The organism is Leminorella richardii (assembly GCF_900478135.1).
Taxonomy (GTDB): Bacteria; Pseudomonadota; Gammaproteobacteria; order Enterobacterales; family Enterobacteriaceae; genus Leminorella; species Leminorella richardii.
Window position 1 is genome coordinate 1,536,523 of record NZ_LS483470.1, and the last position, 21,364, is coordinate 1,557,886.

17 protein-coding genes and 1 pseudogene are annotated in these 21,364 nt (G+C 49.3%); 6 read left to right on the forward strand and 12 right to left on the reverse strand.

All coding sequences use genetic code 11. The features are described from left to right. Positions 1–195: 195 nt before the first annotated feature. Positions 196–2,883, reverse strand: coding sequence for a bifunctional acetaldehyde-CoA/alcohol dehydrogenase (gene adhE / locus DQM29_RS07140; protein ID WP_111740046.1), 2,688 nt, complete (start codon positions 2,881–2,883; stop codon positions 196–198). 405 nt (positions 2,884–3,288) lie between these two features. Here adhE and DQM29_RS07145 point away from each other — a divergent pair, with 405 nt between their 5' ends. Beyond that, the gene (locus DQM29_RS07145) at positions 3,289–3,936 is read left to right on the forward strand and encodes a YchE family NAAT transporter (protein WP_111740047.1); all 648 of its coding nucleotides are present in this window, start codon (positions 3,289–3,291) and stop codon (positions 3,934–3,936) included. Between the two features lie 66 nt (positions 3,937–4,002). Here the strand turns inward: DQM29_RS07145 and DQM29_RS07150 are convergent, their stop codons facing one another. Together DQM29_RS07150 and cls are read right to left on the reverse strand one after the other, a co-directional pair. Next, positions 4,003–4,338 (reverse strand): HI1450 family dsDNA-mimic protein, encoded by a 336-nt coding sequence (locus DQM29_RS07150; RefSeq protein ID WP_111740048.1) that lies wholly within the window; start codon positions 4,336–4,338, stop codon positions 4,003–4,005. A 35-nt stretch (positions 4,339–4,373) separates the two neighbouring features. Beyond that, positions 4,374–5,834: a cardiolipin synthase gene (cls, locus tag DQM29_RS07155; RefSeq protein ID WP_111740049.1), complete on the reverse strand. Its 1,461-nt coding sequence runs from the start codon at positions 5,832–5,834 to the stop codon at positions 4,374–4,376. A 334-nt stretch (positions 5,835–6,168) separates the two neighbouring features. Between cls and DQM29_RS18100 the strand changes: the two genes are divergently transcribed. Then, the gene (locus DQM29_RS18100; RefSeq protein WP_145960343.1) at positions 6,169–6,345 is read left to right on the forward strand and encodes a YciY family protein; all 177 of its coding nucleotides are present in this window, start codon (positions 6,169–6,171) and stop codon (positions 6,343–6,345) included. A gap of 62 nt (positions 6,346–6,407) precedes the next feature. On the opposite strand, the gene DQM29_RS07160 is transcribed toward DQM29_RS18100, so the two are convergent. Then, on the reverse strand, positions 6,408–6,704 hold the full coding sequence (locus DQM29_RS07160) for a YciI family protein (RefSeq protein ID WP_111740050.1): 297 nt from the start codon (positions 6,702–6,704) through the stop codon (positions 6,408–6,410). A 453-nt stretch (positions 6,705–7,157) separates the two neighbouring features. Between DQM29_RS07160 and DQM29_RS07165 the strand changes: the two genes are divergently transcribed. After that, positions 7,158–7,787, forward strand: coding sequence for a TonB family protein (locus DQM29_RS07165; protein WP_232054873.1), 630 nt, complete (start codon positions 7,158–7,160; stop codon positions 7,785–7,787). 115 nt (positions 7,788–7,902) lie between these two features. Here the strand turns inward: DQM29_RS07165 and yciA are convergent, their stop codons facing one another. Both yciA and DQM29_RS07175 read right to left on the reverse strand, forming a co-directional pair. Then, positions 7,903–8,322 (reverse strand): acyl-CoA thioester hydrolase YciA, encoded by a 420-nt coding sequence (gene yciA / locus DQM29_RS07170; RefSeq protein ID WP_111740051.1) that lies wholly within the window; start codon positions 8,320–8,322, stop codon positions 7,903–7,905. Between the two features lie 94 nt (positions 8,323–8,416). Then, complete coding sequence (locus tag DQM29_RS07175; protein ID WP_111740052.1) at positions 8,417–8,974, reverse strand: septation protein A; 558 nt, start codon at positions 8,972–8,974, stop codon at positions 8,417–8,419. Positions 8,975–9,227: 253 nt separating this feature from the next. On the opposite strand from DQM29_RS07175, the gene DQM29_RS07180 reads away from it, so the two are divergent. After that, entirely contained in the window at positions 9,228–10,946 is a 1,719-nt protein-coding gene (locus DQM29_RS07180) for a SulP family inorganic anion transporter (RefSeq protein ID WP_111740053.1), read from the forward strand. 60 nt (positions 10,947–11,006) lie between these two features. Here the strand turns inward: DQM29_RS07180 and DQM29_RS07185 are convergent, their stop codons facing one another. Beyond that, positions 11,007–11,768, reverse strand: coding sequence for a YciC family protein (locus DQM29_RS07185; protein ID WP_111740054.1), 762 nt, complete (start codon positions 11,766–11,768; stop codon positions 11,007–11,009). Between the two features lie 369 nt (positions 11,769–12,137). Between DQM29_RS07185 and ompW the strand changes: the two genes are divergently transcribed. Beyond that, the gene (gene ompW / locus DQM29_RS07190) at positions 12,138–12,794 is read left to right on the forward strand and encodes an outer membrane protein OmpW (protein WP_111740055.1); all 657 of its coding nucleotides are present in this window, start codon (positions 12,138–12,140) and stop codon (positions 12,792–12,794) included. A gap of 64 nt (positions 12,795–12,858) precedes the next feature. Here ompW and ppx read toward each other — a convergent pair whose 3' ends face one another. From ppx to DQM29_RS07210, 4 genes and pseudogenes are all read right to left on the reverse strand, one after another. After that, positions 12,859–14,388, reverse strand: coding sequence for an exopolyphosphatase (gene ppx / locus DQM29_RS07195; RefSeq protein WP_111740056.1), 1,530 nt, complete (start codon positions 14,386–14,388; stop codon positions 12,859–12,861). Between the two features lie 7 nt (positions 14,389–14,395). After that, positions 14,396–16,478, reverse strand: a pseudogene (ppk1, locus tag DQM29_RS07200) (polyphosphate kinase 1). Positions 16,479–16,660: 182 nt separating this feature from the next. Next, on the reverse strand, positions 16,661–17,179 hold the full coding sequence (fabA, locus tag DQM29_RS07205) for a bifunctional 3-hydroxydecanoyl-ACP dehydratase/trans-2-decenoyl-ACP isomerase (protein WP_111740057.1): 519 nt from the start codon (positions 17,177–17,179) through the stop codon (positions 16,661–16,663). Positions 17,180–17,274: 95 nt separating this feature from the next. Next, a complete protein-coding gene (locus DQM29_RS07210) occupies positions 17,275–19,026 on the reverse strand; it encodes an AAA family ATPase (protein WP_111740058.1) in 1,752 nt (583 codons plus the stop codon). Positions 19,027–19,204: 178 nt separating this feature from the next. Here DQM29_RS07210 and matP point away from each other — a divergent pair, with 178 nt between their 5' ends. After that, positions 19,205–19,660, forward strand: coding sequence for a macrodomain Ter protein MatP (gene matP / locus DQM29_RS07215; protein ID WP_111740059.1), 456 nt, complete (start codon positions 19,205–19,207; stop codon positions 19,658–19,660). Between the two features lie 110 nt (positions 19,661–19,770). Here the strand turns inward: matP and ompA are convergent, their stop codons facing one another. Then, complete coding sequence (gene ompA / locus DQM29_RS07220) at positions 19,771–20,832, reverse strand: porin OmpA (protein ID WP_111740060.1); 1,062 nt, start codon at positions 20,830–20,832, stop codon at positions 19,771–19,773. Positions 20,833–21,364: the final 532 nt, after the last annotated feature.

Genomic DNA, 21,364 nt, shown 5'->3' on the forward strand with positions numbered 1-21,364 from the left:
GTGATCGGATGGGAAAAAGAACATTGGGATGATTCTTGAAGCGGTGAAAGGTTTCTGTAGTAGCGAAGGTGCCCTGTAAGGCCCGACAGTAAAGATGAGGCTTTAGGATATAGAAAGCGCAGGTTCTCTAAAGCCGTGGACAAAAAAGAATAAAGCCGTCCAAAAAGGACGGCTTTAAACATTACAGGATGATGCTTATTTCTTTGCTTTCTTAGCGGGCTTTGCAGCAGACGCTTTTTCAGCCTTTTTCTCTTCAGCTGGCAGCAGTTGCGGTGCTTCCGTATAAGGGCGACCGTAATAAGTATCCAGTAGAATAGTCTTCAGCTCAGAAATCAGCGGATAACGTGGGTTTGCACCGGTACACTGGTCGTCAAACGCGTCTTCAGACAGTTTATCCACTTTAGCCAGGAACTCAGCTTCAGGTACGCCTGCTTCGCGAATAGAGGCCGGAATATCCAGCTCTTTTTTAAGTTCGTCTAACCAGCCAAGCAGTTTTTCAATTTTGGCCGCAGTGCGATCGCCCGGTGCAGAAAGCCCCAGATGATCGGCTATTTCAGCATACTGACGGCGAGACTGAGGCCGATCGTACTGGCTGAACGCGGTTTGCTTGGTTGGGTTATCGTTCGCGTTATAGCGAATGACGTTACAAATCAGCAGGGCGTTGGCTAGGCCGTGCGGCAGGTGGAACTCTGAGCCAAGCTTGTGCGCCATTGAGTGGCAAACGCCAAGGAACGCGTTGGCAAAAGCGATGCCGGCAATAGTGGCAGCGTTATGGACGCGTTCACGAGCAACGGGGTTCTTCGCGCCTTCTTTGTAGCTTTGTGGTAGATACTCTTTCAGCAGTTTTAACGCCTGTAGACCCTGACCGTCGGTATATTCGTTCGCCAGAACAGAAACATAGGCTTCTAGTGCGTGAGTAATGGCGTCAAGACCACCAAATGCGCACAGGGACTTGGGCATATTCATGACTAAGTTAGCGTCAACGATAGCCATGTCTGGAGTCAGCGCGTAGTCGGCCAGCGGATACTTCATGCCGGTAACATCGTCGGTGACCACAGCAAACGGCGTAACTTCAGAACCGGTACCTGAGGTGGTCGTGATAGCGATCATCTTGGCCTTCACACCCATTTTCGGGAACTTGTAGATACGCTTGCGGATGTCCATAAAGCGCAGCGCCAGCTCTTCAAAGTGAGTATCAGGATGTTCGTACATGACCCACATGATTTTAGCCGCATCCATTGGAGAGCCGCCGCCCAGAGCAATAATGACGTCTGGTTTGAAAGAGTGCATCTGCTCAGCGCCCTTGCGGACGATGCTTAGGGTTGGGTCTGCCTCAACCTCGAAGAACACTTCTGTTTCAATACCGTGCTGCTTTAATACGTCAGTAATCTGATCGGCGTAGCCGTTGTTGAATAGGAAACGGTCGGTTACGATAAACGCGCGTTTGGCTCCGTCGGTCGCTACTTCTTCAAGCGCAATCGGCAGCGAGCCGCGGCGAAAATAGATAGATTTAGGAAGTTTATGCCATAACATGTTTTCAGCTCGCTTAGCGACGGTCTTCTTGTTGATAAGATGCTTCGGCCCGACGTTTTCAGAAATCGAGTTACCGCCCCAGGAACCGCAGCCTAGCGTTAACGAAGGCGCCAGCTTGAAGTTATACAGGTCGCCGATGCCGCCTTGAGAGGTTGGGGTGTTGATCAGGATACGAGCGGTTTTCATCTTGTCGCCAAAGTAGTTAATACGGTCAGCTTGGTTATCCTGATCCGTATACAGTCCTGACGTATGACCGATACCGCCCATCGCAACCAGCTTTTCGGCCTTTTCTACCGCATCCTCAAAGTTCTTGGCGCGATACATGGCGAGCATAGGAGAGAGCTTTTCGTGGGCGAAAGGCTCTGATTCATCTACGTGAGTCACTTCACCAATCAGCACTTTAGTGGTTGCCGGAACGGTGACGCCTGCCATTTCGGCAATCTTCACCGCCGGTTGACCAACGATAGCCGCGTTGATCGCGCCATTTTTCAGAATGATATCCTGAACCGCCTTCAGCTCTTTACCTTTCAGCATATAGCCGCCGTGGGAAGCAAAGCGCTCGCGAACGGCGTCATAAATTTGGTCAACGACGATGACTGACTGCTCAGAAGCGCAGATAACGCCGTTGTCGAAGGTTTTAGACATCAGGATAGACGCAACGGCGCGCTTGATATCGGCAGTTTCGTCAATCACTACAGGGGAGTTGCCGGCACCAACGCCAATTGCGGGTTTACCTGAGCTATAGGCGGCCTTAACCATGCCCGGCCCGCCGGTTGCAAGGATCAGGTTGATGTCAGGGTGATGCATCAGCTGGTTGGAGAGCTCTACGCTCGGCTCATCGATCCAACCAATGATATCTTTCGGCGCACCCGCTTCAATGGCAGCCTGTAAGACCAGATCGGCAGCTTTGTTAGTGGCCTTTCTGGCGCGTGGGTGAGGGGAGAAGATAATGCCGTTACGGGTTTTCAGGCTAATCAGCGCTTTGAAAATAGCTGTAGAGGTTGGGTTTGTGGTGGGTACAATGCCACAAATGATCCCAGTTGGTTCGGCAATGGTGATGGTGCCGAACGTATCGTCTTCTTCCAGGATGCCGCAGGTTTTTTCATCTTTGTACTTGTTGTAGATGTATTCGGAGGCAAAGTGGTTTTTTATCACCTTGTCTTCCACAATACCCATACCTGATTCCTCAACGGCCATTTTAGCCAGCGGAATACGGGCGTTAGCGGCGGCCAGCGCGGCGGCTCTGAAAATTCTGTCTACCTGCTCCTGAGTGTAGTTAGCGTACTCACGCTGCGCTTTCTTCACTCGTGCAACAAGGGCATTTAGCTCAGTGCTGTTGTTTACTGTCATGAGACTCTCCTAAGATTGATAAATTTTTTTAGTCAGTAAACCACGGGGTAAGCAGTTTTCTGGGTAATATGTCAACGAACGATTCACTGACTGAAAAAATCTCATTTATCCTTTTTATTCAATGCATTAACTTATTTACGGTGCCTAGTGTTTATGAACAAAAAGGTAATTAAATACAGATTACCTATTAAGAGGGGGTAATAGAGTGACGCTGGTCACAAAACCGCCATGCTGACACCATTCAGCATGGCGGTTTTTGCACAATTTGACACTTTTGGGATCGTAAGGGCATTTATTCAAGGTGAATTAACTATAGTGAATAAAGTGTCGCGTCTGGCTATTGGCGCTTAACTCTATTACATTAGCCGCGTTTTCATTCCCGCTCTTATTTATAGGGAGTCCTAGATGGCGCATGCCGCACTGGATTTTTCAGGATACGTTAAGTTTCTCGTTGGCCTGTTTGCGCTGGTAAACCCGGTTGGCATTCTGCCGGTTTTTATCAGCATGACCAACTATCAGTCTCCGGCTGCAAGGGATAAAACTAACAGAACGGCCAACCTTTCTGTCGCTATTATTTTGTGGTGCTCGCTGTTTCTTGGCGATGCGATACTGCGTCTGTTTGGTATTTCTATTGACTCTTTCCGTATCGCAGGCGGTATTTTGATTGTGACTATCGCTATGTCGATGATCAGCGGCAAGCTGGGGGAAGATAAGCAAAACAAGCAGGAAAAAACTGAAACGACCGCCAGAGAGAACGTGGCTGTTGTTCCCCTAGCGCTTCCGCTTATGGCTGGGCCCGGCGCGATCAGCTCAACGATCGTCTGGAGCACGCGCTACAATACCTGGATTGACTATATTGGCTTTTTTATCGCTATTGCGTTTTTTGCCTTTTGCTGTTGGCTGCTGTTCAGGGCAGCCCCTTGGCTGGTGCGCCTGCTGGGGCAAACGGGCATTAACGTGGTAACGCGAATTATGGGCCTGTTGCTTATGTCGTTGGGTATCGAGTTTATTATCACCGGAATTAAAGTGTCATTTCCCGGGCTTCTGGCCTAAAAAAAGCCCCGCCGTTTATAGAGTCAGTTCAAATAAACGGCGAGGCTTTTTTCTGTCACTGTCAGTTTATTCTTTCCACAAGATGTGGCACAGCTTATGGCTTTTTTCGCGGCAGATAAGAACGCGGGCGAAAATGTCATCTACCTCGTCCTGTTCGTTAGTGAGTCCAATAATCACTTCGGCAAAAAAGTCTGGATTGAGGTCGAAGTCCACATGTTCGAGCCATTCCTCTGAAGGGTCGTGTAGCTCCGCCGCGCCGCGCTCTTCAAACTGCAAGTTAAACAGTAAAACGTCAGCAGGATCGAGATTGTCGGGAGCCAGTTCAAGGAAAATGTCATAGGCCTGATCCAGCGTTTCATCATCGTCCAGGCGATTGTTCAGATCGAAATCGTCGCTATCCATCAAATAGGGTATCCGTTCATCGGGAGATAAGGCCGCTATAGTAGCGGACTGAAGAAATAAAACAAACGCTCAATGATGCGCTGCCACAGAGGGCGCTTGACCCATTCTTCAGGGTTTAGCAGCGTTGAACGAGCGATATAGTCAGCCTGCACACAGGCCAAGTCTTCGCCAAAGGCTTTATCGTCAACCAGCACGGTGACTTCAAAGTTGAGCCACAGGCTGCGCATGTCCAGATTGACGGTACCAACAAGGCTAAGCTCTTCATCAACCAGCACGCTTTTGGTGTGCAGCAATCCACCTTGGAATTGATAAATTTTCACACCGGCTTCCAGCAGTTCGGTAAAAAATGATCGACTGGCCCAGCCGACCATCAGAGAGTCGTTTTTATAGGGAACGATGATGCTAACGTCGACGCCGCGCAGGGCGGCGGTGCAGATTGCGTGCAGCAAGTCGTCGCTGGGAACCAGATAGGGTGTGGTCATGATCAGCTGCTTTCTGGCGGCGTAAACGGCGGTCAACAGTGACTGATGAATCAGCTCTTCTGGAAATCCCGGGCCAGAGGCGATGACCTGAACGGTATGTCCGTCTTCTTCTTCAAACGGCAAAAGGCGAGCGTTGGGAGGAGGAGGGAGCTGCCTTATGCCCGTCTCAATTTCCCAGTCACAGGCGTATATCAACCCCAGCATCGTTGCGGCAGGGCCTTCAATTCTGGCCATTAGGTCAATCCACTGGCCCACGCCTGAACCCTGTTTGAAGAAGCGCGGATCGACCATATTCATGCTGCCGGTATAGGCAATATTGTTATCGATAATGGCAATTTTACGATGCTGGCGGAGATCCATACGGCGTAAAAAGACTCGCAGCACGTTAACTTTCAGCGTTTCAACCAGCTCAATGCCCGCTTCGCGCATCAGCGCTGGGTAAGGCGTGCGGAAAAAGTGCATGCTGCCTGCAGAGTCCAGCATTAGGCGGCAGCGAACGCCGCGGCGAGCGGCTGACATCAGCGCTTCTGCTACGTTGTCTACCTGGCCGCCGCTCTGCCATATATAGAACACCATCTCTATGCTGTGCTCTGCTCTGTCAATATCGCGGATCATCGAAATCATGGTGTCGCTGGTATTGGTTAACAGCTGAAGGCGATTTCCCCGTACGGCAGGGACGCCGTTGCGGCGTTTACAGAGCTGAAACAGAGGTTCTGATACAGGGCTGATGTAGGTCGTAAATACGTTTTGGCAGTTTTTTAATCCGTCCAGCCAGGTTGCGGTTGAAGGCCACATGTCTTTGGCGCGTTCGGCTCTTCGCTTTCCCAGATGCAGTTCACCAAAGAGCAGATAGGCGACGATGCCCACCAAGGGTAGGATATAAATAACCAAAAGCCAGGCCATCGCTGAAGGAACGGCTCGTCGCTTCATAAGGACTCTGAGCGTAACACCGGCTATCAGCAGCCAATAGCCAACCACCAGCAGCCAGCTTAGAACAGTATAAAAAGTGGTCATTTAGAATCTGCCATCCCATCAACCTATTCATATTAATCAGTGAGGCTAACGTTGTTTCTACACAACGGATGATTATCCAGATTTGGATTGCTTGGATTGTATAGCTAAACAGTTAGGATAAAAGCTCACACCGCTATGAAGAATAACACAAGTTTGAGTCTTCTTATTATGAACGGCACTTTTGGGCGGTTGAGATTAACGACAGAAACAGGGAGTCTGCATGTTTCTGCTTATGACACAAACTGTATAGGCCGCTTGAGCAAAAATCGACTGATCCTGATGGCGAATGCGTTACAATAGGCATTCGTTAGCTTTCTCGGACTTTTTTATTACTATGCACAGATCCAGGACTGAAGTGGGGCGCTGGCGCATGCTTCGCCAGGCACAGCGTCGCCGTCACCGTTGGTTGGAAGGGCAGTCAAGGAGAAACAGCCGAATTCATCATATCAGGACAGAAAAAGAGCTTGGCCGTCAGCGCCGTTCTTTGCTGCTAGTGCTCAGCTATACGTGATGAGGGACGCAGAGGAACGCGAGTGAATGATTAGGGGCTCTTGATAAGCCCCTTTTTATGAGTTAGAAAGCGCGCTTGAACGGTTTGATTGTCACGTTTTTGTACACGCCCGCTTCAATGTAGGGATCTTTGTCAGCCCAGGCTTTGGCGTCTGACAGGCTGGGGAATTCGGCGATAATCACTGAGCCGGAGAAACCGGCGCTGCCAACTTCTTCGCTATCGGCAACGGGATTGGGCCCGGCAACGATAAGGCGGTTTTCATCCCTTAACTGCTGCAGGCGTGCCAAATGAGCAGGGCGCGCGGCCAGGCGCTGTTGCAGTGTATTTTCAACGTCTTCGGCATAGATGAGATATAGCACGTTATTATCCTCAGTAGGGGGTAGATCGGTCGATGTAATCTTTAACAGACGGTTAGCTGTGGCGTGAACAATGCCTCATTTTTAATGTGCACTGTCTGTTCGGCACTAACGTTAGGGGATTTTCGTCACGACATCAATGCTAATTTTTATCTTATAACGTACCGATTGTTAAATGAAAACCGTTGAGCCAGTGAGTATCTGTACGGCATTTACTGCAGGATGCGTTGCTAATTTGATATTGAATATCATTACCATTTTCATTTAGAATCGAACCCTATCGCCCCTATTGCTAAACACTGAAGTGGCTCTTTTTTGAAAAGTTTCTTTCTAGCGCGCCGTTTTTCATGGCCTATAACGTTTTCGGTTTGTCTTCACGCCTCTCTGCTTGGTGGGATTGTTTTCGCTTCTATACAGGAAAGCGTTGTTTTACCAGAAGAAGAGCAGTCGGCACCCATGAACGTTGTTATGGTCAATCCCGCTATGTTTGCTGCGCCACAGCAGAGTGAAGAAACGACGGCAGCTCAAACCGCCAGCGAGCCAGAAACGACTACTGAACCAACTCCAGAACCGGAGCCCGTTCCAGAACCGATACCTGAACCCGAACCGCTTCCCGAGCCTGAGCCTATCCCTGAACCAGCGCCTATTCCGGAACCTAAGCCAGCACCGGAACCGCCTAAGCCAGTTGAGAAGCCCAAGCCTAAACCAAAGCCTAAGCCGAAAAAGCAGGTGAAGAAAGAAAAGGTGGATGAAACCGCCCAGCGTGCGGAGGTCTCAAAACCGGCAACTGCACCCGTTGCAGCACCGAATGCAAGTGCCGTCGCCAGCGGCCCTGTGTCATCGCAGGGAGCCTCTACATCCATGGGCTCGAAGGCGCTGAAGCAGACTCAGCCTGGTTACCCCAAACAGGCTTTCGATCGCCGGATTGAAGGCCAGGTGGTTATTCTGTTTGATGTCAGCGACAGCGGCAGAGTTGAAAACGTGCGTTTCCTCTCTTCAACGCCGCCCAACATGTTTGAGCGGGAAGTTCGCGATGCGCTGAAAAAATGGCGCTATACGCCGTTGCTGCCAAAGATAAGAAAATGACTATTATCTTCAGAATAAACGGCGGCGCCCAGCTCCAAGGGGGCTAATGGGGGATTCTCAATACAAAAGGCCGCTTCTGCGGCCTTTATGCGATATGGTGGTGAGTGTCTGAGGGCTATTCCGCCGTGTAGTTTCTCTTTCCTTCCGGCAGTGAGCGCGACCGTCCATCGTCAGTGACTGCCACATAGGTAAATACTGCTTCTGTGACGCAGTAGCGCTGCCCAATAGGCTCTGAAGACACTTTCTTCACCCAGATTTCCATATTGACAGTCATTGAGCTTTTACCGGTACGGGCGCAGTGGGCATAGCAGCAGACTACATCACCAACGGAAACGGGCTTTAAGAACGTAATCGCGTCAACGGCAACGGTGACGACTCGACCCTGAGCTATTTCTTTAGCGAGGATTGCGCCACCGATGTCCATCTGCGACATAATCCAGCCGCCGAAGATATCGCCGTTGGCATTGGTATCGGCTGGCATCGCCAGCGTTCTCAAAACGAGCTCTCCACGAGGAGAGCGGCTTTTTGTACTCATACGTTTTTCTATTTTATTAGTTAATTAGTAGGGTGATTGCGTCGCTAGGCGATTTCCCCTGATGTTGCGCTAAAAAGAGAGATTCTCTTTGCGCTTATTCAGGCGTGTTGGTATCGCCCTTTTCCTTTTCTGCCATGTGGCGATAGATATAAACTCCACTTAACAGCGTAAAGGCGAAGGTCAATCCCGTAAGGCCAAAAACCTTAAAATTCATCCAGGCGTCCAGAGAGTGCCAAAAGGCAATATAAACGTTTAGCAGGCCGCAAAAAAGGAAAAATAGCGCCCAGGAAATATTCAGGCGTGACCAAACCGCGTCTGGAAGCGAAATTTCTTTGCCCAGCATGCTTTTAATGACGATTTTTTTAAGCACCAGCTGGCTAAATAGAAAACCACCGGCAAATAGCCCATAAATAACGGTGACTTTCCATTTAATAAACTCAGTAGAGTTATATTTAATTGTCAGGGTTCCGAAAATAAGCACCATCACGAACGTGACCAGCATCATTTTCTCAACCTTGCGATATTTGATTAGACTGTAGATAACAGCAATTGCTGTGGCGACAATCAGCGCTTTGGTGGCGGTAAGAATGTCGTAAAACTTATAGAAACCAAAAAAGACAACCAAGGGTAGAAAATCAAGTAACTGCTTCATAACGCGTCTCATCAATAAGCAAGTGTCAAACTATACCTGATTTGGCTCAGTCTGTGTACTCTCGCTAGGCTCGACTGAAAGCGTAGCGTCCTAACTATGGATTGGGGTAGGTAACGCGCTCTTTCATTAGCGTTTTTATGCCGTGCGGTTTTGATGTGATCGGGTATGATAGTGCAATATTTTGTCGGCATAATCAGGTATATGAAGTGAGTTCGGCAGATGGGATGAGCCAACTTCAGAGGTTAAAAACAGTATGTTTTCGCGCGTATTTTTAAAGTGGATGCCCGGATTGGCCAATCTGCTTGCTTACGATAGGGCCTGGTTAAAACCCGATATTCAGGCGGGGCTGTCTGTGGCGGCTGTCGCTCTGCCGGTGGCTATTGCCTATTCTGAATTGGCCAATCTAGGGGCGATTGTCGGCCTGTATTCCTGCATCCTGCCGATGATTGCCTATGCGTTTTTTGGTTCGTCTCGCCAACTGATTGTTGGCCCCGATGCGACCACCTGTGCGGTTATTGCTGCGGTAGTAACACCTTTGGCGGCGGGCGATTCGTCAATGCAGTGGCAGCTGACCGTTATCATGACACTGATGATGGGCGGCTGGTGCCTGCTGGCCAGTAAGTTCCGACTGGGTGCGCTGGCGGATCTGCTTTCCCAACCCATTCTGACCGGGCTGCTCAACGGCGTTGCCGTAACCATCATGGTAGGGCAGATAGCCAAAATACTGGGTATTACTCTCCAGCCTAGCGAGCTTATTGAGAAGATTATTGCGCTGCCGTTTTTGATCTTGGACAGTCACCTGTTCACTGTGGGCATGTCAGCTCTAACGCTGTTGCTGCTGATAGTGATTAGAACGTTTCGTCGTCAGTGGCCTGCACCGCTGTTGGCAATAGCCATTGCGACGGCTTTATCATGGGGCGGTTCACTTCAGAACTACGGGATCGAAACTCTTGGTAACTCTGGGCTTGACGGTGTACTGCCCATGGTTGACTGGCACAGCTTTCAGCCAGGGCTAATGCGAGAATTGGTGATCCCTGCGCTTAACCTGGCTCTGATAAGCTTTGTTAGTCTTATGCTGACTGCGCGCAGCTTTGCCGCCAAGAACGGCTATGACATTGACGCTGATGCCGAGTTTCGCGCGTTGGGCATGGCGAACATTATGTCCGGCCTGTCTCAGGGATTTGCCATCAGCGGGGCGGATTCCCGTACGGCAGTTAACGATGCTAACGGCGGCAAGAGCCAGCTGGTTTCTATTATTGCCGCGCTGGTTATCGCAATTATCGTGCTGTTTTTTACTCAGCCCCTGCAATATATTCCCGTTTCTGCATTAGGTGTTGTGCTGGTATTTTCCGCCTGGTCGCTGATGGATTTGAAGGGCATCTGGCACCTTCGGCGGCGTAACCGTTCGGCGTTTTGGCTGGCGAGCTTTACCTTTATCTGCGTTTTGATGATCGGTGTGATACAGGGAATCGGCCTAGCGGTGCTGCTGGGGCTGTTGCAGTTTCTTCGCACGGTGTTCCGCCCAACAGAACAGCTGTTGGGTGTGAATGACGACGGCATGATCCACTCTTTAGGCAATAATAGCGAAGTAAAGGCTGTGCCGGGGGTGATGATGTACCGATTTAACTCACCGCTCACCTACTTTAACGTCGCCTACTTTAAGCGCCGCATTCTGAACTTAGTGGACAGCACGCCGTTCCAGCCTCGTTGGGTGGTGATTGACGCTGTTGCGAGCTTTACCTATGCGGACATCAGCGTTTTAGCTTCAATTGATGAGCTAAAACGAGACCTAAAGAACCGGCAGGTAAAACTGGTGCTGGCAGGGCGGAGAACCGAGCTTACGCGCTGGTTTAAAGACAATCGTCCGGCTCATAAAGAAGAGGATATGCTGCTGGTGCCCGACCTGTATCTCGCATTAAAGCTTATTCAAAGCAAGGAAAGTGTAGATGAGGCGGTATCGGATACGCTGTAAACAGAATCTGGTGCGTTTTAGCTCATAACAATAAAGCCGGCGTTTGCCGGCTTTATTGCGTTACCGATTCTGCATATAGAGGCGAAACAGATATACAAACATAAATGCAGTAAGCATATTGCTGATAGCCGTCATCAAAAGTACCGCCAGAGTTGGCGAGACAGAAGAGGCGTTAACCGTAAACGCAAAGAGAATGAATTTGGCAGACAGAGTGAACAGCAGCATCGGCAGTACCAGACGCACGTGGGCAAACGCCAAAGTCCAACTGGTTGTGATAGCGTAAATCAGGCCTTTTTTGCTTTCTAATAAAACAATAGGAGAAAGCACCAGCACAAAGGCGAAAAAAATGCCGGGAAGTAGGTAGATAGACATTCCAAACAGGATCAGCAAGTAGGCTGCAGCGGTGAGGATCATCAGAGTGGGTAGTGAGGTTGCTGAGGAACCAATAGCCCTGAGCGCGCTGGTACGCATTCCTTGAGATACCTGAATCGTCAAAGTAATCACTCCAGCGACCAAAATCAGATCGCTAAGAAAAACGCTAAGCGCAATAGAGCCGAATAGAGGAACCGCCATACGAACGATTTCCTGCTGTTGCTCAAGGCTTAAACTCTTTAGTGAAGTCTGAAGTTCTTCTGCACTGAGCTGTGCGCTGCCCACTGATTGAATAATCAGCTGATGAAGCTGAGTGACGTCGGGAGCGGTTGCCTGTATCAATAAATAGAAAATAAACGAAGCCAGTAAAGCCAGCATGATAAAGCTGGAAAGCTGATAGCGAATAAAATTCAGGCTGTCACGGAAAAGGGAATTGGCCGTGATGGGCATACTGTCTCCTGTTAGCGGTATAAATAGGTACGTAAATTAGAGGCTATTGTACCGCGAGTGTGTCTTTTTGCCTTAGCTATCTTACCACTCGTCTTTGTTAGGTGTTTTTCAGATAGCCTTTCCTATTTTTGGATAACTATTATTTACTCCATGCTCTTGGTCTCCTGATAGCTACAAGTGGTTATTTAATGCTCAATATTATCGATTTTTGGCTGTTTTTGATTTGGATCAATAGCAACACATTGCAGGTAATTGAAAAACTTCCTCAATTGTCAATTTTTGTCATGAAGTGTGATCTTGGTTGGATCTATTTTACTACCAAGGAGGTATATTTCCTGAACATGAAAAACCTTAAAAGGAATATGGATAATGAAAGTAAAAGCATTACCTTTGGCATGTTTAGTGGCTGCAATGTTGGCTCCCTCTGTCACTCTGGCGCACGAGGCCGGTGAATTCCTGTTCCGTGCGGGTTCTGTAACGGTTAGACCGAATGAAGGTTCTGACAACGTATTAGGCTTAGGCTCATTTAACGTTAATAACGACACGCAGCTTGGCTTAACGTTTGGCTATATGATTACCGACAACATCGGTATTGAACTGCTGGGCGCGACGCCGTTCCAGCACGACGTCGGTGTGGGTAAGGTTGGTACTATCGCTACAGTGAAGCACCTGCCGCCTTCACTGATGCTGCAATACTACTTTGGTTCTAAAGAGAGCCAGTGGCGTCCTTATCTGGGCGCTGGCGTAAACTACACGACCTTCTTTAGCGAAGACTTTAACAAGACAGGTAAAGGCGCAGGTCTGAGCAACCTGAGCGTTGATGACTCTTGGGGCGTAGCGCTGCAGGCTGGTCTTGACTATAACGTTGATAAAAACTGGATGGTTAACGCATCCGTTTGGTGGATGAACATTGAAACTGATGTGAACTTCACCTCTACTGACTCATCAGGTAATCGCACTCGCCACAGCATTGATACGCGCCTTGACCCATGGGCGTTTATGTTCGGCGTTGGCTATAAGTTTTAATTGACGTAGACAGTAAAGCAAAACGTCGGCTTAATAGCCGGCGTTTTGCTTTTTGTCGTTTCTCTTAGCTATCGCTTTCTAATATAAGGCTCCAGCCGCTGACGTCTTCCCAATATTCCTGTTCCCGCTCCAAATCGGCCTGTACCAGACTGTTGGTGTCCAGATAGTCGAGGGGGAAGACCAGAGTCATATGAAAACCGTCGCTTTTAAGTGTTAAATAGTCCGGCTCTGTTGTTGCTCGCCGCTGGTTGCTCAGCAGAACGGCCAAACGAAGCAGCTGAATCACCGGAATGACCTGACGTCGTCTGAACAGGTTAAAGTCCGGCAGATCGTCAATCTTGATGCTTTTACGGTGAAAGCGCACCAGCGTAGCCAGCAGCAGCTGGTGCTCCTGGTTAAAACCGGGCAGGTTGGTATTCTGTAAAATATAGGCAGAATGCCGCTGTAGGTTACTGTAATTGATGCTGAGACCAACTTCGTGCAGCATGGCGGCCCAGCTTAGCAGTGCCTCTAGCTGGGGATCGGCCAACTGCTGGTTTTGTTCAAGCCACTGGGCATATAGGTTTTTGGTAAGCTTTAAAACCCGATTGGCCTGATCGCGATCGATATTATAGTGCTCCGCTAGGCTGAGAGCCGTGCGGCTGCGAATATCCTGATGTCTGAAATGATGCTCCATTTCATAAATAACGCCTTCACGAAGCGCGCCGTCGGACAAATGAAGCGCCTTGAGCGACAGGGCGTTGAACACAGCACTCAGGATCGCCAAGCCGGCAACAAACACGCCCTGACGGTCAGGAGAAAGCCCCGCCAGCTTGAGTGAGCGAAACGATTTGAACTTCAGCGTTTGCTTGATTACCCAGTCAAGCCGCTCCGGCGTAATAACGCCGTCGGACTCACCCATTTCTTCAATGATGACGTTGTGAACCGCTTTGATGGTGCCTGATGCACCGAAGGCGTACTGCCAGCCGTGAATTTTGTACTGCCAGGCCATGCTTTCCAGCTTTTGTTCCGCAGTAATCCGAGCTCTGTTGAAGTTCTGCTGGCTGATTTCACCGTCTGGAAAGAACTGGCGAGAAAAGCTGACACAGCCCATGCGGCGGCTTTCGGCGAGAAGGGGGGTGAAGTCCTCACCGATAACCATTTCCGTTGAGCCACCGCCGATATCAAGAACTAGCTTGCGGCCTTTTTCTGGCTGTGTATGGGCGACCCCCATAAAGATAAGCCGCGCTTCTTCCTGCCCGGAGATGATTTCTATTGGGTAAGGTAGGATCTCTTTAGCGCGTTCGAGAAATGCCTGACTGTTGACCGCCTGCCGGAGAGTGTGCGTTGCGACAATGCGTACACTATTAATGGGAAAACCCTGCAGACGTTCGGCAAACAGGCTAAGGCAGTTAAGCCCGCGGAGCATCGCTTCTTCACTCAGAACGTTATCTTTGTCTAACCCGTCAGCGAGTCGTACCCGCTGCTTCAGGCGACCAAGAACCTGTAGCGCACCGTTAACGACTCGGGCAATAACCATATGAAAGCTGTTCGACCCCAGATCGATAGCGGCAATTTCTTGTTGTTGTGATGCGTTAGTTTCGGTTAAAGGCATAGAGAGTCTACTCGCTTGGCGTATCGGTCTGGGCTTCTTCCTGCGCTTTTAGATAGTCATAAATGGCTATTTGAGAGCGCACTTTTCTGCGGTTTCCGCGGGAAACGTAGTCGTTGCTTAAGTCTTTATCAATGATGCGAGCCTTAACCGTATCGGAAAGCTGTAGATCGATAATGTCGAGAACGCGCTGCTTGATCGCCGGATCGAGGATCGCTACGCCGACTTCGATGCGGTAGTCAATGTTGCGCGTCATCCAGTCGGCGGATGAGATGAAAACCTGCTTGTCTCCCTGATTTTCAAAGATATAAACGCGGGCGTGCTCCAAAAAGCGATCGACAATGCTAATAACCTGAATATTCTCGCTGACGCCGGGAACGTTGGGTACAAGGGCGCACATGCCCCTGACGATAAGGCGAATCTTGACCCCAGCACAGGAGGCGGTATACAGCCTGTCGATAAGTTCCTTATCTACCAGGTTATTAATTTTTAAGATAATCCCGGCTTCCAGACCCGCCTGAGCGCAGGAAATCTCTCGATCGATATGCTTATTGAGCATCAGGCGTGAGTTTTGCGGAGAAACTAAGAGATGCTCAAAGCTCACAGGGCGATAGGGGTTCTCTATAAAGTTGAATACACGGCGGACTTCGTTGGTGATCCTCGAGTCAGCGGTTAAGAGTGAAAAGTCAGTATAGAGACGGGCTGTTTTCTCGTTGAAGTTGCCGGTACCGATGTGGGCGTAGCGAACAATTTGCCCCTCTTCAATTCGGGAAATAAGAAACAGCTTGGCGTGTATCTTGAGACCAGGTGCGGAGAAAATAACGTGCACACCCGCTTCCGTTAGGCGCTTAGCCCAGTGAATGTTGGCCTCTTCATCAAATCGCGCCTGTAGCTCAACGACAACAGTCACTTTTTTGCCATTGTGGGCGGCGTTGATCATCGATTCTACGATGCGAGAATCTTTAGCCACGCGGTAAATGTTGATTTTTATCGCGATTACGCTGGGGTCAAAGGAGGCTTGGCGCACCAGTTCAAGCACGTGTTCAAAGGTGTGATAGGGATAATAAAGCAGCACGTCGCGCTCTTTAATGGCTTCAAATCCGTTGCGGAACAGATTAAACCAAGTGTGGCGCAGGCGGGGAAGCGGCTTGTTCACTAGGTTGTCTTTTCCCACATTGGGAAAGTTAATGAAGTCTTTAAAGTTGTGGTAACGCCCGCCGGGAATAATGGAGTCATAAGAGGAAATGCCTAGCTTGTGGCGTAGGATTTCCACCATATCGTTAGGCATGTCCCGCTGATACACAAAGCGCACGGGTTCAGCGGTGAGGCGCTGTTTGAGGCTGGATGACATCAGCTCAAGCCAGCTGGATTCCATTTCGTTTACCAAATCGTATTCGGCGTCGCGCGTCATCTTCATGGAATAGGCTTCGAGGGATTTGGTAGTCAAAGAAGCCATTAAAGATGTCATTCAGGCAAAGGCGAATAATGTTGTCCAGCAGGATCATCGGTTTACGGCGTCTTGGGGGCTCAGGCGGCAGCGTAATAAAGCGAGAGACTTTATTCGACGGAATTTCCAGCAGGGCATACTCTTTTCTTTCTTCGTTAATAATGATTTCGACGGCCAGATAGGTAAAGTCGTCTTTTAAAAATGAAACCAGATCGGTGTCGTTAGTCAGGATGATTGGCGTAATAAATTGGCGAAGGTGATTCTTAAAGTAGTGCCGCAGCCACACCTGCTGGTTCTCTGATAGCTGGCGCTCGTTAATGAGAAAGATCTGGTTTCGCGCCATTTCCAGCAGCAGTTCGTTGTACAGGTTGTCGAATTCCAGATCGGTTTTTAATACTTTGCTCTGGATTTTTTTCAACACCTGCTTGGAATTGGACGCTGAGCCCTGTTCCTCTTTAATCAGAATGCGTCGCTTAACGTCGGCAAAGCGGACTTTATAAAATTCATCCAGGTTGCTTGAATAGATCCCCAAAAAGCGAATGCGCTCAATCAGCGGATTGCTTTTATCCGCAGCCTCCTGAAGAACTCGTTCATTAAACGATAACCAGCTTAGCTCTTTTTCGATATAGAGTTTTTCCTGATTCATCATAACTCCGTGCATCTGAATGATGGTGTCATTATGGCGGCTTGTTAGAGGGTATGTCTATTGTTGAGCGTGGTAATTACGTTTACAGCGAGGGCTGTGGATTGATGTATTATTGTAGAAAAGGCGGTAGCCAAAAAACAAAAGGCGCCCAACCTGAGCGCCTCTTTCTATTTTTCCTGCGCTTAGAAGGCGCTGGTGTCTTTAAACAGCCCCACCTTCAGGTCGGTGGCAGTGTAGATCACACGGCCGTCAACCAGCACTTCGCCATCAGCCATGCCCATAATCAGGCGACGGTTAACTACACGCTTCATGTGGAGGCGGTAGGTCACTTTTTTCGCTGTCGGCAGAACTTGGCCCGTCAGTTTGACCTCGCCAACGCCCAGCGCGCGGCCTTTACCTTCACCGCCCAGCCAGCCCAGATAGAAGCCAACCAGCTGCCATAGAGCATCTAGGCCAAGGCAGCCTGGCATGACGGGATCGCCAATAAAGTGGCAGGCGAAGAACCACAGATCCGGATTGATATCCAGCTCGGCTTCAACATAGCCCTTATCGTACTGGCCACCGGTTTCTGTCATTTTGATAATGCGATCCATCATAAGCATGCTGGGAGCGGGGAGCGGAGGACCACCAGCGCCAAAAAGTTCACCGCGACCAGAGGCTAAAAGGTCTTCTTTGGTATAGGATTCGCGTTTCTCAAACATAATGACTAACCTTATTTTTTTAGTAGATAACGGGCTGTATACCCACAAACATAGCCGACGAGTTTAGCTTACAGATGTAAGCTGAACAAGTCCGATCAGCCACGATTAAACCAATTAATCCAGCGTAGAGGCCATGGCAGGCGATGACGGTCACTACCGCCGGCCTGAGCAATTCTCTCTTGAATCGCGCTTAATATGCAGGGCGCATTCTCATCAATGTAAGGAAGGCCGGTTAACAGAGGTAGTGCATCGCGAACGTGTTCAACCGCCCACAGATTAAATTTCCCTTGCTGTACGGCTTCAACCACTTCGTCTTTTAGGCATAGGTGACGCACGTTGGTCAGCGGTAGAATAATTCCCTGTGAGCCAGTCAAACCACGGGCGTTACACACGTCAAAAAATCCTTCAACCTTTTCGTTGATGCCGCCGATAGTTTGCACGTTACCAAACTGATCGACAGAGCCGGTCACGGCGATTTGCTGGCTTATTGGCAGCTGAGAAAGGGCGCTTATTAGTGCGCATAGCCCTGCAAGCGATGCACTGTCTCCGTCAACTTCACCGTAAGACTGCTCAAAAACAATGGAGCTGGAGAAGGGAAACTGTTGGTCGGCGGCCAGTTCAGAAGTAATAAATGCCTGCATAATCATAATGCCCTTGGCGTGCAGATTGCCGCCGAGCTCCGACTTACGTTCGATGTCTGTCACTTCTCCGTCGCCCATATGGACGACACAGCTGATGCGCGACGGTTCACCCATTGCGCGTGGGTGACCGGGGTATTCAAGAACAGACAACCCGTTAATTTGCCCAATGACAGCGCCTTCAGTATCAATATGCACCTGGCCCAGATCGATATCGTCCAGAACCATTTCCGACAGATAGCCTTCACGCCAGCGTTTTTCTTCCCGCGACTGAATAAGCGCTTCGGCTGTAATAGAAGGTGAGGCCCAGCGCGCAGCGTCCGACAGAAGCTGGCTGATAAACAGTGGGCACAGCGGCAGCCTTTCCTGATCGCCGCTTCTTCTTACGCCCTCTTTGATAAGCAGCGGATAGGCGTCTGCGCTGACTTCGGGCAGCTTATATTGGCAGGCAACGCGCGTGACGTAATCGCACCACTTGGCGACATCGTCTTCGTCACTTAGGGTAAGGTCGTCCTCAAATTCGGCATACAGAGCCTGTTCGATAAGTTCAGGCTCCTGCTCTTGTAAAGCGCCAAGGCCATAGCGATCGCCAACTAAAATAACTTTGAGCTCGACAGGCATCGAAGGAATTGAAAGCGGCAATGGCTTGTTTTCATCCGTCGAGCGCCACTGAAAGCGTTTGCTGAGCACAGTTTGCTTTAGCCACAGCCATAAGTAGGGCTGTGCCAGCAGCGTTCTGACAGAAAGAATAAGCACGCCACCGTTAGCTTCGTGAACCAAGCCAGGTACCAGCGTATAGCTATCACCGCACTGACGTACGCAGCCAAAGAGCTGTTCAGCCTCCAACCATTCTTCATAGAGGCTGAGGGAATGCGCGGCAAAGTTGTCCTCTGGGCTTTCAGCATCAATGCGAGTGACAGCATTTTGCTGGATGTCATAGCGGCTGCCAAAGGTCTGTAAGCGAGGCGTGAGAAATTTTTCAATGCAGTCATTAATCAAAGCCAGATAGGCGCGATTGTCCACTGCCTTAACGACCATAAAGGGAGAGGCGGTTTCATGCTGGTGGCAAAAGGCATCTAAAGCACGATGCAGCCGGGGCTGTATGGCTGAAAAGTTGATAGGCTCGCTGCTGTACTCTTGTGCAAACAGTCCGGCGTAGGGCGTAGTGTCCGGCAACAGCTGTTGCCACTCAAGCTGATTAATCGTCAAAATAGTCGCTGCTTTTATGTAAAAGAGAAAACGAGATTATACAAGAATCGGGCTGAGTTCATACTCCCTCAGAGGCGTTTAAAATCAAAGGTGACGAAAGGGGCTCATTAGGGTTGTGATGGTGAAAAAAAGTGCTATGCTACGAATGTTACGCGGTCACTAAACGGGCTATTATGATATGAAATATCAGCAGTTGGACAATCTGGAAAGCGGCTGGAAGTGGAAGTATCTGGTCAAAAAGCACCGGGAAGGTGAAGAAATTACGCGCTACGTTGAGTATAGCGCGGCGCAAGAGGTTATTGAAGAGCTGCTACGGCTGGAAAATGAGCCTACCAAGGTATTAGAGTGGATTCAGGCACATATTAACCCTAATTTGGATAACCGACTTAAGCAGACCATTCGAGCCCGGAGAAAACGCCACTTTAACGCTGAACAGCAGCATACTCGCAAGAAGTCTATCGATCTGGAGTTTCTGGTATGGCAGCGGCTGTCAGCCCTTTCACAAAGAAGGGGCATTACCCTGTCGGAAACGATTGTACAGCTTATCGAAGATGCGGAAAGAAAAGAGCAGTATGCCAGCCAGATGTCTCTGCTTAAGCAGGATCTGAAAGCCATTCTGTCACAGGATAATTAATACTTCTTTGACGTATTGCGTTACATGCACTGAGCAGCCGGTCAGAAAAGTGACAGCCAAAGAAAAACCCCGCCGAAGCGGGGTTTTTTTACATCAAGAGAAAGTCGGTCTTATTTAGCTGACTGAACGACTTCTTTAACCTGAGTTACAACGTCTTTAGCGCCAGTAACTTCGATTTCTACACGACGATCTGGAGCCAGGCAGTCGATCAGAGCTGCGCCACGCTTCATACCATCACAGGTAGAACCGGTAACTGGGTTAGACTTGCCTTCGCCACGAGCGGAGATCTTGTCTGCAGGGATGCCTTTGCTAACCAGGTAGTTAACAACGCTGTGAGCGCGCTGCTCAGACAGCTTCTGGTTGTAGCTTTCTGAACCGATGCGGTCAGTGTAGCCAAGAACCACGATAGAACCGTCCTGAGGCTTGATTGAACTCAGTTCGCCGTACAGCTGATCCAGAGCCTGCTTGCCTTCAGCTTTCAGAGTAGACTTGTTGAAAGCGAACAGAACGTCAGACTTCAGGGTGAAGCGCTTGGTTTCTACTACAGGAACAGCGATAGGAGCAGCTGCTTTAGTCTGACCGAAGCGGTAAGCAACGCCCAGGCTCAGCATGCCGTTGTCCGGACGAACGCCGACGCTGTCTGCATCACCGATGTTGCTAACCCACTGGTAGTCCAGACGAGTTGCGATGCTAGGAGTGATTGCATATTCAACGCCAACTGCTGCCAGCGGAGAAACGCCAGTTTCGTGATCCTTGTAGGTACCACCAACTGCTGGATGAGCAGTTCTGTCACCGCGCCAGCCCATTGCGCCTAAACGAGTGTACAGATCCAGATCGTTCATGATTGGGTAGCTCAGCTTGGCAGACAGTTGAATGCCTTGCGCTTTGTAAGCTGCGCTGTCGTCACCACGGTAGGTCATACGACCCAGCCAGTCGTAGCCGAATTCGAAGCCAACATACTGGTTAACCTGATAACCAACATAGGCACCTGCGCCCAGCTGGTTAGGATGAGTGTTGTTGCCTGAAGCATACTTGTTGTAGAAACCAGTGTCGTGGTAGTCAGACCAACCCACTTTAGCACCAGTGTACCAAGTATTATCCAGCGGGGCGGCTTGCGCTACAGTAGCGAAACCGGCCAGTGCCACAGCTAATGCAATTGCTGTCTTTTTCATTTTGCGCCTCGTTATCATCTAAATTAGTTGTGATTCAGTTGTACGCTTATCGGGCCCGGAACAATGGTTCGACGTTAACATTCAGCTATCATTCCATGATTGGCATCGAAAAACCGGAGCCATAACAAGCAACCTAATCAAGCTAAAGTTTACCGCTTGTAAGAAAAGTTACAAGTCTTGAAGACTAAAAGAACATAAAAATATCTTGTTTAGCGTTCTTATTAACATTGTTTATAGAATGAAATACGGTGTAATAAAGGAAAGCGTTTTCTCCCGTAATAATAGCCTGCAGTAACACTTGAGGCGATATTAAACACACCACTTTTAACGTCTGAGAATCTATGAGCATTTTGTGCGGTGCTTAAGGCTGGAGTGGGGATATAGGGTGCTTGAGCTGAAGAGAAATGTAATGTTATGTTAGTTTAGGTAAAGAAGCATATTCAAAGCGTTAATAAATCATCTGGTTAATACCAAGATGAAAGTCGAAACATCAATTAAATTGACTTATTTAGGCAGCAAATAGCAGCCTTTT

Coding starts and splice junctions, on each gene's coding strand:
- DQM29_RS07150 (WP_111740048.1), bottom strand. CDS start 4,338: ATGGATAGCGACGATTTCGATCTGAACAATCGCCTGGACGATGATGAA.
- adhE (WP_111740046.1), bottom strand. CDS start 2,883: ATGACAGTAAACAACAGCACTGAGCTAAATGCCCTTGTTGCACGAGTG.
- ompW (WP_111740055.1), top strand. CDS start 12,138: ATGAAAGTAAAAGCATTACCTTTGGCATGTTTAGTGGCTGCAATGTTG.
- ppx (WP_111740056.1), bottom strand. CDS start 14,388: ATGCCTTTAACCGAAACTAACGCATCACAACAACAAGAAATTGCCGCT.
- DQM29_RS07165 (WP_232054873.1), top strand. CDS start 7,158: ATGAACGTTGTTATGGTCAATCCCGCTATGTTTGCTGCGCCACAGCAG.
- matP (WP_111740059.1), top strand. CDS start 19,205: ATGAAATATCAGCAGTTGGACAATCTGGAAAGCGGCTGGAAGTGGAAG.
- DQM29_RS07175 (WP_111740052.1), bottom strand. CDS start 8,974: ATGAAGCAGTTACTTGATTTTCTACCCTTGGTTGTCTTTTTTGGTTTC.
- fabA (WP_111740057.1), bottom strand. CDS start 17,179: ATGTTTGAGAAACGCGAATCCTATACCAAAGAAGACCTTTTAGCCTCT.
- cls (WP_111740049.1), bottom strand. CDS start 5,834: ATGACCACTTTTTATACTGTTCTAAGCTGGCTGCTGGTGGTTGGCTAT.
- DQM29_RS07185 (WP_111740054.1), bottom strand. CDS start 11,768: ATGCCCATCACGGCCAATTCCCTTTTCCGTGACAGCCTGAATTTTATT.
- DQM29_RS18100 (WP_145960343.1), top strand. CDS start 6,169: ATGCACAGATCCAGGACTGAAGTGGGGCGCTGGCGCATGCTTCGCCAG.
- yciA (WP_111740051.1), bottom strand. CDS start 8,322: ATGAGTACAAAAAGCCGCTCTCCTCGTGGAGAGCTCGTTTTGAGAACG.
- DQM29_RS07145 (WP_111740047.1), top strand. CDS start 3,289: ATGGCGCATGCCGCACTGGATTTTTCAGGATACGTTAAGTTTCTCGTT.
- DQM29_RS07180 (WP_111740053.1), top strand. CDS start 9,228: ATGTTTTCGCGCGTATTTTTAAAGTGGATGCCCGGATTGGCCAATCTG.
- ompA (WP_111740060.1), bottom strand. CDS start 20,832: ATGAAAAAGACAGCAATTGCATTAGCTGTGGCACTGGCCGGTTTCGCT.